Source organism: Roseovarius sp. MMSF_3281, assembly GCF_030733685.1.
GTDB lineage: Bacteria > Pseudomonadota > Alphaproteobacteria > Rhodobacterales > Rhodobacteraceae > Roseovarius.
The window spans coordinates 14560-30630 of record NZ_JASHIM010000006.1; the positions used below are offsets into that span (position 1 = coordinate 14560).

14 protein-coding genes and 1 tRNA gene are annotated in these 16071 nt (G+C 63.8%); 14 read left to right on the forward strand and 1 reads right to left on the reverse strand.

Annotated elements, in window-relative coordinates:
- Nucleotides 1-13 precede the first annotated feature (13 nt).
- The 9 genes from RBB32_RS08310 (at nt 14) to aroA (ending at nt 8727) form a co-directional block, all read left to right on the forward strand.
- On the forward strand, nt 14-748 hold the full coding sequence (locus RBB32_RS08310) for a succinate dehydrogenase/fumarate reductase iron-sulfur subunit (protein WP_306152239.1): 735 nt from the start codon (nt 14-16) through the stop codon (nt 746-748).
- Complete coding sequence (locus tag RBB32_RS08315; RefSeq protein ID WP_306152240.1) at nt 741-1073, forward strand: succinate dehydrogenase; 333 nt, start codon at nt 741-743, stop codon at nt 1071-1073. The genes RBB32_RS08310 and RBB32_RS08315 overlap by 8 nt, the downstream gene beginning before the upstream one ends.
- Nucleotides 1070-1411, forward strand: a complete 342-nt coding sequence (sdhC, locus tag RBB32_RS08320; protein WP_306152241.1) for a succinate dehydrogenase, cytochrome b556 subunit — start codon at nt 1070-1072, stop codon at nt 1409-1411. The genes RBB32_RS08315 and sdhC overlap by 4 nt, the downstream gene beginning before the upstream one ends.
- Nucleotide 1412: 1 nt before the next feature.
- On the forward strand, nt 1413-3170 hold the full coding sequence (locus RBB32_RS08325; RefSeq protein WP_371931038.1) for an L-aspartate oxidase: 1758 nt from the start codon (nt 1413-1415) through the stop codon (nt 3168-3170).
- Entirely contained in the window at nt 3167-4126 is a 960-nt protein-coding gene (locus RBB32_RS08330) for a fumarate hydratase (protein ID WP_306152243.1), read from the forward strand. The genes RBB32_RS08325 and RBB32_RS08330 overlap by 4 nt, the downstream gene beginning before the upstream one ends.
- Before the next feature lie 7 nt (nt 4127-4133).
- On the forward strand, nt 4134-5339 hold the full coding sequence (locus RBB32_RS08335; protein ID WP_306152244.1) for a CaiB/BaiF CoA-transferase family protein: 1206 nt from the start codon (nt 4134-4136) through the stop codon (nt 5337-5339).
- Nucleotides 5336-6004: a fumarate hydratase C-terminal domain-containing protein gene (locus RBB32_RS08340; protein WP_306152245.1), complete on the forward strand. Its 669-nt coding sequence runs from the start codon at nt 5336-5338 to the stop codon at nt 6002-6004. Before RBB32_RS08335 ends, RBB32_RS08340 begins: the two co-directional genes overlap by 4 nt.
- Nucleotides 6001-7098: a sulfite oxidase gene (locus RBB32_RS08345; RefSeq protein ID WP_306152246.1), complete on the forward strand. Its 1098-nt coding sequence runs from the start codon at nt 6001-6003 to the stop codon at nt 7096-7098. Before RBB32_RS08340 ends, RBB32_RS08345 begins: the two co-directional genes overlap by 4 nt.
- A 279-nt stretch (nt 7099-7377) precedes the next feature.
- On the forward strand, nt 7378-8727 hold the full coding sequence (gene aroA, locus RBB32_RS08350; protein ID WP_306152393.1) for a 3-phosphoshikimate 1-carboxyvinyltransferase: 1350 nt from the start codon (nt 7378-7380) through the stop codon (nt 8725-8727).
- Nucleotides 8728-8909: 182 nt separating this feature from the next.
- Here aroA and RBB32_RS08355 read toward each other — a convergent pair whose 3' ends face one another.
- Entirely contained in the window at nt 8910-10094 is a 1185-nt protein-coding gene (locus tag RBB32_RS08355) for a CaiB/BaiF CoA-transferase family protein (RefSeq protein WP_306152247.1), read from the reverse strand.
- A 164-nt stretch (nt 10095-10258) separates the two neighbouring features.
- Here RBB32_RS08355 and RBB32_RS08360 point away from each other — a divergent pair, with 164 nt between their 5' ends.
- The 5 genes from RBB32_RS08360 (at nt 10259) to rpsA (ending at nt 15924) form a co-directional block, all read left to right on the forward strand.
- Entirely contained in the window at nt 10259-10855 is a 597-nt protein-coding gene (locus RBB32_RS08360) for a cysteine hydrolase family protein (RefSeq protein WP_306152248.1), read from the forward strand.
- Nucleotides 10856-10958: 103 nt separating this feature from the next.
- Nucleotides 10959-13010 (forward strand): ASKHA domain-containing protein, encoded by a 2052-nt coding sequence (locus RBB32_RS08365; RefSeq protein ID WP_306152249.1) that lies wholly within the window; start codon nt 10959-10961, stop codon nt 13008-13010.
- A gap of 96 nt (nt 13011-13106) precedes the next feature.
- Nucleotides 13107-13180: transfer RNA gene (locus RBB32_RS08370), tRNA-Gly, on the forward strand.
- 150 nt (nt 13181-13330) lie between these two features.
- Nucleotides 13331-13939: a (d)CMP kinase gene (gene cmk / locus RBB32_RS08375; RefSeq protein WP_306152250.1), complete on the forward strand. Its 609-nt coding sequence runs from the start codon at nt 13331-13333 to the stop codon at nt 13937-13939.
- A gap of 299 nt (nt 13940-14238) precedes the next feature.
- Complete coding sequence (gene rpsA / locus RBB32_RS08380) at nt 14239-15924, forward strand: 30S ribosomal protein S1 (RefSeq protein WP_306152251.1); 1686 nt, start codon at nt 14239-14241, stop codon at nt 15922-15924.
- Nucleotides 15925-16071: the final 147 nt, after the last annotated feature.

A 16071-nucleotide genomic window follows, 5' to 3' on the forward strand; every position in this document is an offset into this window, starting at 1 on the left:
CGGGAGGTGTGTCGTGTCGGCAGAGAACGGCAGTTTGAAGGTGACTGTATGGCGTGGCGATGGGGCCACCGGAGCTTTCGAGACGCATGAGGTGCCAAGGCAGGAAAGCCAGACGGTTCTGGATGTCGTCAGTTGGATTCAGCAATATGCCGATCCGACCCTGACCTATCGTTTCGCTTGCCGTGTCGGTATGTGCGGCAGCTGCGCGATGATGGTGAACGGGGTGCCGCGTTGGACCTGCCGAACCCACGTGGGCAAGGTGGCGACGGGTGACAGCCTGACGGTGGAGCCGCTGCGCAATTTGCCCGTGATCAAGGATTTGGCGGCCGATATGGACCCGTTCTTCGATAAATGGGTCAAGGCCGAGGCGGTGCATCATCCCAGTGAGACACGCCACGATCCGATTCGCCCGGTCGATACGGAAACCGAGGCGCGCCAACAGGCCGATGTCGGGATCGAATGCATCAATTGCGCGGTGTGCTACGCGGCCTGCGATACTGTGGCGGGGAACCCCGATTACCTTGGGCCCGCCGCCTTGCAACGGGCATGGACGCTTTACAATGATGAGCGCGAGGCCAATCCCGAGGCGATCCTGGACGCGGTATCGGGCGTGGGGGGCTGTCACAACTGCCATTCCATGGGCAGTTGCACGCAGTATTGCCCGAACGAATTAAATCCCTTGGCGGCGATCGCGGGCTTGAAGCGCGAGACCACCAAGCGCGTGTTTCGGAGGCGGAGGAATGATTGATCTACGACTTTACATGGCGCAGCGCTTGAGCGCGCTGATCATGGCGCCATTGGTCATCGGGCATATCGCGGTGATGATCTATGCCATACAGGGTGGGCTGAGCGTGGACGAAATCCTGGGGCGTACTCAGGACTCATTCGCGTGGTTTGCCTTTTACGGGCTCTTTGTACTGGCGGTTTCGGTGCATGCGGCCATTGGCCTGCGGGTGATCGTGCATGAATGGCTTGGCCTGAAAGGCGGCGGTTTACAGGCCTTTACATGGGCCGTGGCACTTGGCCTGCTGGTGATGGGAGGGCGGTCTGTCTGGGCCGTGACCTTCGCATGAAGGCCCCGCCGCGCGCACATCCCCTTTGGCTGGCCTTCGTGCTGCACCGGGTGTCGGGCCTTGCCCTGGCGCTGTTCTTGCCGGCGCATTTCTGGGTGCTGGCCAATGCGGTGACGGCCCCGGGCCAATTGAACAGTTTCCTGCACCTGACCGAACAGCCCTTGGTCAAGCTGGCCGAGTTTGGCCTTGTGTTCCTGTTGGCGGTGCATTTTTTCGGCGGTTTGCGCCTTCTGGCGCTGGAGTTGCTGCCGTGGAGCGACACGCAAAAGACCCTTGCCGCGGGCGCGGTCGGGGTGGCTGTGCTGGTTTCCGGCACGTTTTTCCTGAATGCGATATGACATGACCACACAGATCGACACACATGACACCGATATCCTGATCCTTGGCACCGGGGGGGCGGGGTTGTTTGCCGCGCTGCATGCCCAGCAATCGGCGCCCGAGGGGACCAAGATCACCATTGCGGTCAAGGGGCTGATCGGCAAATGCGGCTGCACGCGGATGGTGCAGGGGGGCTATAACGTGGCGCTTGGGGGCGGCGACACCGTCGAGCGGCACTTCATGGACACGGTCATGGGCGGGAAATGGCTGCCCAATCAGGATATGGCGTGGCGGCTGTGCAAGGAGGCGGTGACCCGCATCCACGAGTTGGAAAACGAGGTGGGCTGTTTCTTTGACCGTAACCGGGACGGGACGCTGCACCAGAAGGCCTTTGCCGGGCAGACCGCCGACCGCACGGTGCACAAGGGCGATTTGACGGGAATCGAGATCATCAGCCGCTTGATGGAGCAGGTTCTGTCGCGCCCGGTTGAGAAACTGCAGGAGCATCGGGCGATCGGCTTGATCCCCACCCGTGACGGAAGTGCCCTTGCCGGAGTGCTGATGATCGACATGCGCACCGGGCGGTTCCGGCTGGTGCGGGCCAAGACGGTGCTTATGGGCACCGGCGGCGGGCCGACCATGTACAAGTATCACACGCCCTCGGGCGACAAGACGATGGATGGTTTGGCCATGGCCCTGCGCGCGGGGCTGCCCTTGCGCGACATGGAGATGGTACAGTTTCACCCAACGGGGCTTTTGGCCGGCGATCACACCCGGATGACCGGCACGGTGCTTGAGGAGGGCCTGCGCGGGGCCGGGGGGCAGTTGCTCAACGGCTCGGATCACCGGTTCATGTTCGATTACGACGCGAAGGGCGAACGCGCGACGCGCGATGTTGTCAGTCGCGGCATCTACGCGGAAATGCGCAAGAGCAACACCACCGTGAACGGCGGCGTCTATATCTCGATGAGCCATCTGGGGCCGGAGTTCGTGGCCGAGAAGTTCAAGGGTATGGTCAAGCGCTGTGCCGATTGCGGGTTCGATCTTGCCGGGGGCAAGGTCGAGGTGGTGCCGACGGCGCATTACTTCATGGGCGGTGTCGTGGTGGATGTGGATACCCGCACCGCGATGGAGGGCCTTTACGTGGCCGGTGAGGATGCCGGCGGCGCGCATGGCTCGAACCGTTTGGGCGGCAATGGCGTGGCCAATTCCACCGTTTACGGTGGGATTGCGGGCGATACCATGGGCGCCGACATTCGCACCATGGGCGCGCTGCGTGAACCGGACCCCGAGGTTCTGGAGGCCGAGGTGGCCCGCGCGATGCAACCGTTCAGCAAAAAACCCGACCTGATACAGCCGCTGCGCGACCGCTTGCAGGAGGTGATGTGGGATGACGTGGGTGTCATGCGCATGGCCGACAAGATCGTGCGCGGGCAGGCACAGGTGGCGTCGATCCGCGACGACCTGATGGAGGTTGGCGTCTCGGATGACACCCGAGCCTTCAACCTGACATGGCACGATTGGCTGAACATGGCCTCATTGTGTGATATATCCGAAGTGATCGCAGGGGCGGCCTTGGCGCGGGAAAACTCGCGCGGGGCACATTACCGCGAGGATTTCCCCGAAGAAGGGGATTTGGAGACCTCGTATTTCACCGTGGCGCGGCAGGTTGATGGCGCGCTTGAGGTGGGACGCGAAGATGTTGATTTTTCCATCGTTCGCCCCGGGGAAAGCATTTTGCCCGAGGGAGAACCAGACACATTGGTGGCAGCGCAATGATTGCAATCGACACGATTCAAAGCACCGCCGAAACCCTGATGGACAAGGCGGCCATCGAAATTCCGCAGGATTACCTGGACGGGCTTCAGGCGGCGGCGAAATCCGAGGACGGTGATCTTTCGTCCTTTGTTTTGCAGGCTATGCTTGAAAACTACGAGGCCGCCAAGGAAGACCGCCGCGCCATGTGCGGCGATACCGGCGTGCCCCGGTGGTTCGTCAAGATGGGCAACGAGGCGCAGGTTGAGGGCGGCATGTGCGCGCTTGAAACCGCGCTGCGGTCGGCCACGGCAAGTGCCACCAATGGTGTGCCCCTGCGGCCCAACCGGGTGCATCCGCTATGGCGCACGGATCACAACAACAACGTCGGTATCGGCGCGCCCGAGATCGAATACGGGTTCGAGCCCGAGGGCGATTGGATCGACCTGATCACGGTACACAAGGGCGGGCTGTTTGGCACCGATTACCGCATGCTGTTCCCATCGGACGGGATCGAGGGGATCAAGCGGTTTTACCTTGATACGCTGGTGGCTTTCGGCAAGCGGGGCCTTGCCTGCCAGCCCGCGATCATCGGGATCGGTCTTGGCGGGTCGAAAGACACCTGCATGGTTTTGGGCAAACGGGCCTCGGTGCTGCGCACCGTGGGCAGCCGCAACTCGGACCCCAAGATCGCCGAACTGGAAGATGAGTTGAAAGAGCTTGGCAATTCCATCGGCATGGGGGCCATGGGATTTGTCGGCAAGAACATGGTGATCGATTGCAATATCGAGGTGGGCTATTGCCACACCGGGGGCATGCAGATGAGTGTGCATGCCTTTTGCCTGAGTTCGCGGCGGGCCGTGGCGCGCATCTATCCCGATGGCCGCGTCGAATACCGCACCGACCCCGATTGGTTCACGCCGTATCAACGGCGCGAGACCGTGGAGTGGGATCCGGCCGCGTCGCAGGCGGCGGAGTGATCCTGCTATGACTGGCACCCCCCTTGAGGGTCTGCGTATCCTTGACCTGACCCATGTTCTGGCCGGGCCCTATGCCACCGGGCAACTGGCCCTGATGGGGGCCGAGGTGATCCGGGTGGAACGGCCCGGATCGGTGGATTTCGTCCGCCGCCACGGGGGCGATGCAGTGATGCAGGACGCGGGGCTTGGCGCCTCGTTCCTGAGCCAGAACGCAGGCAAGCGTTCCACGGTGATCGACCTGAAAAGCGATGAGGGCCGCGACCTGGTTTTGCGCATGGCGGCACAGGCGGACGTCTTCGTCGAGAATTTCCGCCCCGGCGTGATCGACCGTCTGGGGCTGGGCTATGACGCGGTGCGCGCGGTTCGTCCTGACGTGATCTATGCCAGCATCTCGGGCTTCGGGCCGGACGGGGCATTGTCGGATCGCCCGGCCTATGACCATATTCTACAAGGCCTTAGCGGGTTGATGGCAATGACCGGCACGCCCGAAAGCGGGCCGATGCGCGTGGGGTTTCCCATCGTGGATTACATCGCCGGCCAAGCCTTGATTGCCGCCGTTCTGGCCGCGATCATCCAACGCGGCAAAGCCCCGGGGCAGGCACAGCGTTTGCATGTCTCTATGCTGGATGCCGTGGTGAACCTGATGGGCCCCTATGCGGTCAACTGGCAGGCCACGGGCAACATGCGCGGGCTTGAAGGCAACCGGGCCTTCTCGGATTCGCCTTTCTCGGGGCGGTTCGATACAGCCGACGGCCAGATCGTGGTGACCGCGAACACGCCCGCGCAATCGGTGCGCTTGTGCGCCGCGATCGGGCGGCAGGATCTGGTAGGGGAGACGGATAACGAGGCCGTGCGCGCGGTCTTGGATGCCGTCTTTGCCGCGCGCCCCACGGCGCATTGGGATAGGGCCTTGGCGCAGGCCGAGGTGCCCGCCGGGCCGGTTCTCGGGCTTGATGACCTGCTTTCGGACCCGGCGCTTGCGGCGCTTTTGTCATGGCAGGATCTGGACGTGCCGGAACTGGGGCGCGCATTCCGCGTTCCGGGGCTGAGTTTTTCCGCCCCCTGGGCGCCTCGAACCCTTGCCCATGCGCCAAGATTTGCCCGCGACACCAAAAGCGTTTTGGCAGCTATGGGCATTGAAGACACAGAGATTGACCGGCTGTCGCAGGCTGGCATCATTCACACGGAAACCGATAAGGAGGACCAGATATGAAACCACGCGAGGTCCGACTGAGCACGACGCCCACCGATGAGGAAATTGCCGCGCTTCGGCTGGGCGATATCGTCTACCTGGATGGTTTGATGTACACGGCGCGCGAAGGCGTCTATATGCGCGCGCTTGAGGAAAAAGCCAATATTCCCATGGAGTTGCCTTCGGAAAGCGCGGCAAATTTCCATTGCTCGCCCGCTGCGGTGATCCGCGAGGATGGCAGTTTCGACATGGGGGCGGTGACGGCCACGGCCTCGTTCCGGTTTGCCAAGTGGTTGCCCGAGTGGATCGCCAAGACCGGCGCGAAGCTGATTATCGGCAAGGGCGGTATGAGTTCCAAGGACTACAAGGAATATTTCGTGCCCAACGGCGCGGTTTACCTGTCCACCGTTGGCTATGGCACCGGCGCGCTTTTGGGGCGCGGGGTCGAGAACGTGGAAGCCGTGCATTGGAACGAGGAACTGGGTCTGGCGCAGGCGATGTGGGTTATTCGCTGTAACAAGATGGGGCCGTTTATCGTGGCCTCGGACATGGAGGGCAATTGCCTGTTCGAGCGGGAAAATGCCCGGATTACCAAGAACTTGGAGCATGTTTACGAAGGAACCAGGCCTGCCGTCTTGCGCCGCTATGGCGAAACCGATGATCGCAGCGACGAGGTTATCGGATGAGCGACAATCCGTTCCGTGGTGAACATGCAAGAGAAGTGACCGCCTCGGGGGTCTTTTCGCAACACGAAGTGAGCTTGGCCAACCGGAATTCGGGCGTTTTCCTGGAGATGCTCGCGCTGGATATCACGCCCGTGGGGGCGCATTACTTGCTGAGCCATTTCGATGTGCCTTTGCTGCAGGCGGGGGCGCATCGGCTGGTGCTGGACGGGGCCTTCGACGCGCCGTTCGAGATGAGCCTTGAAGAGATACGTGCCGAGCCACAAGTGACCATGCCGGTCACCATGGAATGCGCCGGCAATGGCCGGACAGGCATGGAACCGCGTTCCTTTTCAATGCCTTGGGCCTATGAGGCGGTGGGCACGGCCGAATGGACCGGCACGCCGCTGGCGCCGTTGATCGAGCGCGCCAAGCCACAGGGTGGCGTGGTGGATTTTGCCTTCGAGGGGGCCGATTTCGGTTATGACAAAGGCGTGGGCCATGCCTTTGGCCGAAGCCTGACACCCGAGGAATTGGACCGTTTGGAGGTGCTGTTGGTCTACGAGATGAACGGCCAGCCCTTGTTGCCCCAACACGGCGCGCCGCTACGATTGATCGTACCGGGATGGTACGGAATGGCCAGTGTGAAATGGCTGAACCGGATCACGGCGATGACTGAAAGGTATCAAGGGTTTCAACAGGTTGGCACCTATCGTTTTCGCCAGGCCGCCGATGATCCGGGCGAGCCCGTCACCGAGGTCAGGGTCAAATCCCTGATGGTGCCGCCGGGGGTTCCGGACTGGATTACCCGCAAGCGCCGGCTGTCGCCGGGCCGCGTGACCCTGCAGGGCCGGGCGTGGTCGGGCGCGGGCGTCCCGGTTGAGCGGGTCGAGGTGCGGATCGGTGAGGACTGGCACGAGGCCAAGGTAGAGGCGCCCGTGGGGCGTTATGCATGGTCCGGGTGGTCGTTCGACTGGCAGGCCGAACCGGGGCATTACCTGCTGGCCTGTCGGGCGACGGATGCCGAGGGCAACATGCAGCCGATGGAGGCGGCGTGGAACCTGTCGGGCTTTGCCAATAACGCGCCGCATGAGGTCGAGGTTTTCGTGGAAGACTAGGCGCGCGCGCCGGGGCCTTCAGGTCAGTCGCCAGAGGGGCAGAGTGTACAACTTGTACAGACTGTCCGCGCGCCCGGCACACTGCCCGAAGCTCATGCCGGTATCTCACCGGGTGGATTGTTGATGTCGGGGGATGCGGCGGCGCATAGGGGGGAGACAGCCCGGGGGTCTGCCGCCGATTTATATCGCTTGGCCCCCCGTGTTCCGCGACAACCCGGATGGACGCGCGCCGATGCCTGCGCTATCAGCGCCAGCGACCCACCCATGAAAGGCACGCCCATGTCCGGCCACGGCACCCCCATTCCGATGATCGCGCACCGCTCTTGCGGCCTGAAAGGCACGGCGGAGGTGCCGGGCGACAAGTCGATCTCGCACCGCTCGTTGATCCTTGGGGCCATGGCCGTGGGCGAAACCGTGGTCACCGGCCTTCTGGAAGGTCAGGACGTGCTGGACACCGCCAAGGCGATGCAGGCCTTCGGGGCTGAGGTGACGCGCGACGAGGATGGCACATGGCATATCCACGGCGTTGGCGTTGGCGGCTTTGCCGAACCCGATCAGGTGATCGACTGCGGCAACTCCGGCACCGGCGTGCGCCTGATCATGGGGGCCATGGCGACCTCGCCGGTGACCGCCACCTTCACCGGCGACGCCAGCCTGAACAAGCGCCCCATGGCGCGGGTCACCGACCCTCTGGCGCTGTTCGGCACACAGGCCGTTGGCCGCGCGGGCGGGCGTTTGCCGATGACCATCGTCGGCGCGGCAGATCCTTTGCCGGTGCGCTATACTGTGCCCGTGCCCTCGGCGCAGGTGAAGTCGGCGGTGCTGCTTGCGGGGCTCAATGCCCCCGGCCAAACCATTGTGATCGAACAGGAAGCCACCCGCGACCACACCGAACGGATGCTCGAAGGTTTCGGCGCGACCATCACTACCGAGGTCACCGACGAGGGCCGGGTCATCACCCTGCAAGGCCAGCCCGAGTTGCAACCGCAGACCATCGCGGTGCCACGCGATCCCAGCTCGGCGGCCTTCCCGGTTTGTGCCGCCCTGATTACCGAAGGCTCGGACATCCTGGTGCCCAATATCGGCCTCAACCCCACCCGCGCTGGGCTTTTCACCACCCTGCGCGAGATGGGCGCGGATCTGATTTACGAGAATGAACGCGAAGAAGGCGGGGAGCCCGTGGCCGACCTGCGCGCGCGGTTCTCGCCCGACCTCAAGGGCATCGACGTGCCGCCCGAACGCGCCGCCAGCATGATCGACGAATACCCCGTGCTGTCGGCGGTCGCGGCCTATGCCGAGGGGCAAACCGTGATGCGCGGCGTCAAGGAATTGCGCGTCAAGGAAAGCGACCGGATTGAGGCCATGGCCACCGGCCTGCGCGCCAATGGCATCGAGGTCGAGGAGGGCGAGGATTGGTGGATCGTCCATGGCAAGGGCTTTGGCAATGTCACCGGCGGGGCCACCTGCGCCAGCCATCTGGACCACCGGATCGCCATGTCGTTCCTTGTTCTGGGCCTGGCCAGTAACGCCCCGATCCGCGTGGATGACGGCGGGCCCATCGCCACTTCCTTCCCGATCTTCGAGGGCCTCATGGCCGATCTGGGGGCCGACATCCGCCGCGAGGGCTAAGCCCGTTGCAACGGGCTTGGCCAAGGATTTTCGAAAATCCTTGGCGCTCTACCGGTCGATATCGGCGCCGCCTTCCGCGGTGCGGCGGGCGATGAAATCGTCGAGGTATTCCAGCGTTTCAGCGGGCAGGGGCGATGCCTCCGGTGGTTGGCCTGCACCTGCCATCCCAGGCGCTTCTGGCCTCAGGTCTTGTTCTTTCTGGCCGAAGGCCCGTCGCCCGCAGGCGCATCCAGCCATGTCAAAATCTCGGCCCGGTCGCCATCCAGCAGGGGCGCGGGGCGGCGGGTTTTGGGATCGTCCATATCCGACAGCTTGATGGGGTTGCCGGCGGCCAGGTATTTCGGCACGCCATCCGCGCCCAGCACATCCACCACCATGTTGCGGGCCAGGATTTGCCGGTCTTGCAGGGCTTCGGCGACGTTTTGAATGGGGCCGGTGGGCACGCCCACGGACTCCAGTTTTTCGACCCAATATGCCTTGGGCCGGTCCAGCGTGATTGCCTCGATCAACCGCTTGAGCGTGCGGGCGTTTTCACAGCGCGCCGGGTTGGTGGCAAAACGCGGATCATTGGCCAAGGGCAGGCCCAGAACATCGCAGAGCTTGGCAAAAAGCGCGTCATTCCCGGCGGCGATGACGAACAACCCGTCGGCGGCGTGGAAGGTCTCGAACGGGGTGATCGACGGGTGGCGCGCGCCTGTCGGGCCGGGCGGCGTGCCGGTGGTGGTGGTCAGGGCGATGGCATGTTCCAGGATGGCCAATTGCCCGTCAAGCATGGCCACATCCACCTTCTGGCCCCGGCCCGTGGTGTCGCGGGCCATCAAGGCCCCCATCACCCCTTGCACGAGGTACATGCCCGCCACGATATCGCCGATACTGGCGCCCACGCGCACCGGATCGCGCCCCGCCTCGCCGGTGATCGACATCACGCCGCTGCGCGCCTGCACCACCATGTCATACGCGGGTTTCAGGGCCTCGGGGCCGGAATGGCCGAACCCGCTGACCGCGCCATAGATCAGGCGGGGGTAACGGGCGTGCAGGTCATCCCATCCATAGCCCAGCTTTTCCATCGTGCCGGGGCGGTAGTTTTCAAGCACCACGTCGGCGCGGGCCAGAAGCCGCTCGAAAATCGCCCGGTCGCCCTCGGCCTTCAAATCAAGGGCGATGCTTTGCTTGGAGTGGTTGATGGTGGCGAAATAGGCGCTTTCGCCATCCTTGAAGGGCGGGAAGGCGCGGGTATCGTCGCCCACGCCGGGGCGTTCCACCTTGATCACATGCGCGCCAAGATCGGCCATTGTCATCGAGGCGAAGGGCCCGGCCAAAACATGGGTCAGGTCCAGAACGGTCACGCCTTCAAGGGGCTGGGTCATGCGGTTTCCTTTTTCGGTCATGGTCCGCCCTGCTTAACGGGAATTTACAACAGCGCCCTGACACGGATCAAAGCCGGTGACGATTGACAAGGCCGGGCGTGGCACGGCACATCCCCTACCATGGTCACCCGCCGTGTTGTATCTTTCCTGCCCCGAGGGATGGCATGATCTGGGCCGCGCTTCTTCTGGTGGCGGGGCTGGTGGGCATTTGGTGGTGGACCGCCGCGCGCCGGATGATCCGCCAAAGCCATGGCCCCAAGGTCGATCCGCGCCCGGGCCGTGCGCTGTTGCTGGTGGATTTGCAGGACGGGGCCTGGTGCGCCCCCCGCTATGACGATGCCATCCGGACCGGGGTCGAGGCCGCCATCGCGCGCGAGGTCACGCTGGCCCGGCACCGCGATATTCCGGTGATCGCCCTCAAGCAACAGGTTGCCGCGCCGGTGGCGCGGCTGATTGCACCGCATGCGGCCTCGGGCCCCTTGGCGGCCCCCTTCCAGGGGATGGCCGATCACGTTGTCACCCGCTGGGCCGAGGACGGGTTCGAAACCGGCGAACTGGACAACCTGCTGGACGTGCTGCGGGTGGGCCACCTGCGGATCATGGGGCAGGACGGGGCGCATGGCGTGGCGCGCACGGCGCAATCGGCGCTGGACCGCGGGATCGAGGTGGAACTGCCCCGCGCGGCCATTGCCACCGCTGACCCCGAGCGGTTCAACGGCGTGTTGGAGGCGCTTACCGGGCAGGGCGCGCGCCGGGTTTGACGCGCGATGCCGCTGGAACGTCATTTTCTGACGGTTGCAGGCTGTCGGTCCCCGGCTAAAGGTCTATGTTGCAATCAACTTTCGGGAATATGAGGTTTCGGCCATGTCGCAAGATCCCCTTGTCGTCTTTACCCCCTCGGGCAAGCGCGGCCGCTTTGCCAAGGGCACGCCCGTCCTGACCGCCGCGCGGCAGTTGGGGGTCGACCTTGATTCGGTCTGTGGCGGGCGGGGCATCTGCTCGAAATGCCAGATCACGCCCAGCTATGGCGAATTTTCCAAGCACGGGGTGACCGTCCATGACGATGCGCTTTCGGAATGGAACAAGGTGGAACAACGCTATGACGACAAGCGCGGTTTGAAACCGGGCCGCCGCCTGGGCTGTCAGGCGCAGGTGATGGGCGACGTGGTGATCGACGTGCCCCCCGAATCCCAAGTCCACCGGCAGGTGGTGCGCAAGGCCGCCTCGGCCCGGGTGATCGACATGGACCCGGCCACGCGGCTGTATTTCGTCGAGGTGGACGAGCCTGACATGCACGAACCCACCGGCGATCTTGAACGGCTGGAACGCGCTTTGAAGCGCGAATGGGATATCCCCGAAATCCGTGCCGAAGGCTCGCTTTTGTCCAAGCTGCAGCCCACGCTGCGCAAGGGCAAGTTCCAGGTTACCGTCGCCCTGCACAAATCCCATACCGATGACGTGGCGCGTGTCATCGACATCTGGCCGGGCCTGCACGAGGACGGTTTGTACGGGCTGGCCATCGACCTTGGCTCCACCACCGTGGCCGCCCACCTGACCGATCTGGATACAGGCGAGGTCAAGGCCAGCTCGGGCATCATGAACCCGCAAATCCGCTTTGGCGAGGATTTGATGAGCCGGGTCAGCTATTCGATGATGAACCCCGGCGGCGATCAGGAGATGACCCGCGCGGTGCGCGAGGCCATCAACACGCTGTCCGAGGAGATCGCCAAGGAAGCGGGGATCGCGCCGCATCTGATCGTGGAAACGGTTTTCGTCTGCAACCCGGTGATGCATCACCTTCTGCTGGGGATCGACCCTGTGGAACTGGGCCAGGCGCCCTTTGCGCTGGCCACCTCCGATTCGATTTCCATGCCCGCGCGGGAATTGGACCTGCAGGCCATCAACCCGCGCGCCCGCACCTATGTCTTGCCCTGTATCGCGGGGCACGTGGGCGCGGATGCCGCCGCCGTGGCCCTGTCGGAAGAACCCGGCAAATCCGAAGACCTGGTCTTGGTGGTCGACGTCGGCACCAATGCCGAGATCCTGCTGGGTGACACCTCCCGCGTGCTGGCCTGTTCCTCGCCCACCGGCCCGGCCTTCGAGGGCGCGCAAATCTCAAGCGGGCAGCGGGCCGCGCCGGGGGCCATCGAGGCCATCCAGATCGACCCGGACACCAAGGAACCGCGCTTTCGCGTGATCGGCTGTGACAAGTGGTCGGACGAGGAAGGCTTTGACGAGGAAACCGCCGCCACGGGGATCACCGGCATTTGCGGCTCGGGCATCATCGAGGCGGTGGCCGAATTGCGCATGGCGGGGCTGATGGATGAAAGCGGGCTGATCGGTTCGGCCGCGGCGACGGGCACCGCGCGGTCCGTGCCCGAGGGGCGCACCCATGCCTACCTGATCCATGACGCCACCGCGACAGGCGGGCCGCGTATCACCGTGACCCAAGGCGATATCCGCGCGATCCAACTGGCCAAATCGGCGCTTTACGCGGGCGCGCGCCTGTTGATGGATGAACGCGGCGTGGACAAGGTGGACCGGGTGGTTCTGGCCGGGGCCTTCGGGGCGCATATCAGCCCCAAACACGCCATGGTTCTGGGCATGATCCCCGATGTGCCGCTTGAGAAAGTGACCAGTGCGGGCAACGCCGCCGGCACCGGTGCGCGGATCGCCCTGTGCAACGTGGCGGCACGGCAAGAAATCGAGCGCGTGGTGCGCGAGATCACCAAGGTGGAAACCGCCATCGAGCCGAAGTTCCAGGATCACTTCGTGGCCGCCAATGCGATACCGCACAAAACCGACCCCTTCCCGGAACTGTCGAAAATCGTGCCGCTGCCCGATGTCAGCTTCAACACCGGCGGTGACGGCGACGGCGGCGAGGGCGGGCGACGCCGGCGTCGGCGGCGGGCCTGAGGCGGGGCGCGGAATTTTTCAAAAATTCCGCCCCGTTTTCCGTTCGGAAAACGGCCTTGACCCGGTCAGGGGGATTGCCTAACTACAAGGCTCGGCGCGGGTATGGTGAAAAGGTATCACGCGAGCTTCCCAAGCTTAAGTTACGGGTTCGATTCCCGTTACCCGCTCCAACCATTTCCAGGCCATCTTGATTTTGGGGCTCTGCCCCGCCGCCCTGCGGGCGACTCCCCGGGATATTTATTGAAAAGAAGAAGATATCGGAGGCGCTTGAGGGGCTTGCGTTCTTCCTCTAGGTCTTTTGGCAGGACATGGGGTGAGACATGGCATTCACGATCGCGATCGACGGGCCCGCGGCGGCGGGCAAGGGGACGGTTTCCAAGGCGGTGGCCGCGCATTTCGGCTTTGCGCATCTGGACACCGGGCTTTTGTATCGCGCCACGGGGCGGCGGACACTGGATGGGACCGACCCGGTCGAGGCGGCCAAATCCCTGCAGGCCGGGGATCTGGAGGCGGGCGACCTGCGGACGCCGGAGGTGGCGCAGGCGGCCAGCCGCGTGGCGGCAAACCCCGAGGTGCGGCAGGCCCTGGTGGATTTTCAGCGCGCCTTTGCCCGGCGCGCGGGCGGTGCGGTTCTGGATGGGCGCGACATCGGCACGGTGATCTGCCCCGAGGCCGAGGTGAAGCTTTTCGTCACCGCCTCTGACGACATCCGCGCCGAGCGGCGCTTCAAGGAGTTGACCGGAAACGGGCACGAGGTGAGCTATGACGAGGTGCTGGCCGACCTGCGCGCCCGTGACGCCCGCGACAGCGCCCGCGCGGCGGCGCCGTTGAAACCCGCCGAAGACGCGGTGCAACTGGATACCTCAAGGATGAGCATCGAGGAGGCCGTGGCGGCGGCGATTGCCGAGGTCGAGGCGCGGCGCGGGTAAGCCCGGCGGCCCCTTGCCGGATCGGCGCGCCCCGACGCAAAGGGCTTGCAATCAAGGGGGCAAGCCGCTAAACGCCCCCTGTCGACAAGGCGGAAGCCGCCACACAACAAAAAGATCGAGCAGGGTCGGGCATACCGGCCCTCTTTGTTTTGTGGTTTGCCGGGTCGATAAAGCCGCTCTTCTTCGGAAGGGCAAAACAGCTCTGCCCTCAAGTAGCGAAGCGGTAGGGCTTTCATTAAAGACCGGCGGAGACAACCGCGCGGCCCGAAAAATGCACTTGTAAAGGAAAACGACGCCACATGGCTCAGAACGCATCGATGGAGGAATTCGAGGCCCTCCTTAATGAAAGCCTCGAAATGGACACGCCCCAAGAGGGCTCTGTTGTCAAAGGCAAGGTCATCGCGATTGAAGCGGGCCAAGCCATCATCGACGTCGGCTACAAGATGGAAGGCCGTGTCGAACTCAAGGAATTCGCAAACCCCGGTGAAGCGCCCGAAATCGAAGTCGGCGACGAAGTCGAGGTTTACCTGCGCGCCGCCGAAAACGCCCGTGGCGAAGCGGTTATCAGCCGCGAGATGGCCCGCCGCGAGGAAGCCTGGGATCGCCTGGAAAAAGCCTATGCCGACGACCAGCGCGTCGAAGGCGCGATCTTTGGCCGTGTCAAAGGCGGCTTTACCGTCGATCTGGGCGGTGCCGTGGCCTTCCTGCCCGGCTCCCAGGTCGATGTGCGCCCCGTGCGCGATGCCGGCCCGCTCATGGGTCTCAAGCAGCCCTTCCAGATCCTCAAGATGGACCGCCGCCGTGGCAACATCGTGGTGTCGCGTCGCGCCATCCTCGAAGAGAGCCGCGCCGAACAGCGCGCCGAGGTCATCGCCAAGCTGGCCGAAGGGGACACCGTGGAAGGCGTCGTCAAGAACATCACCGAATACGGGGCCTTCGTGGACCTTGGCGGTGTCGACGGGTTGCTGCACGTCACCGACATGGCATGGCGCCGTGTGAACCACCCGTCGGAAATCCTGTCGATTGGCGAAACCGTCAACGTGCAGGTCATCAAGATCAACAAGGAAACCCACCGCATCAGCCTTGGCATGAAGCAGCTGCAGGAAGATCCATGGGATCTGGTCGCTGCCAAGTACCCGCTGAGTTCGGTGCACACGGGCCGCGTGACCAACATCACCGACTACGGTGCCTTCGTTGAGCTGGAACCGGGTGTCGAAGGTCTGGTTCACGTCTCGGAAATGTCCTGGACCAAGAAGAACGTGCACCCCGGCAAGATCGTCTCGACCTCCCAGGAAGTCGAAGTCATGGTTCTGGAGATCGACCCCAGCAAACGCCGTGTCTCGCTTGGCCTCAAGCAGACGCAGCGCAACCCCTGGGAAGTCTTCGCCGAAACCCACCCCGTGGGCACCGAAGTCGAAGGCGAGGTCAAGAACATCACCGAGTTCGGCCTGTTCATCGGCCTGCCCGGCGAGATCGACGGCATGGTTCACCTTTCCGACCTGTCGTGGGACGAGCGTGGCGAGGATGCGATCCAGAACTACAAGAAGGGCGACATGGTCAAGGCCGTCGTCTCGGAAGTGGATGTCGAGAAAGAGCGCATCTCGCTTTCGATCAAGGCGCTGGACGGCGATCCCTTCGCCGATGCCGTGGGCGGCGTGAAGCGCGGCTCGATCATCACCGTCGAAGTGACCGCGATCGAAGATGGCGGCATCGAGGTGGAATACGAAGGCATGAAAAGCTTCATCCGTCGTTCCGACCTGTCGCGTGACCGCGCCGAACAACGCCCCGAGCGTTTCTCGGTCGGTGACAAGATCGACGTGCGCGTCACCAACATCGACAGCAAATCGCGCCGTCTTGGTCTTTCGATCAAGGCCCGCGAGATCGCCGAAGAGAAAGAAGCCGTCGAACAGTTCGGCAGCTCGGACTCGGGTGCATCGCTGGGCGATATCCTTGGTGCCGCGCTCAAGGGCGGCGACGACAAGTAAAACCCCGCGTGGTTTTGAAATTGGAAAGGCCCCACCGGTGCGTGGGGCCTTTTTGTTTCCAGGGGCGCGGTGTAAGGAGTGCGCGCAACCTGGGGATTGGGCGATATGGATTTCAGGATAGTTGGTGTTTTGTTACTGGCGGCTGGC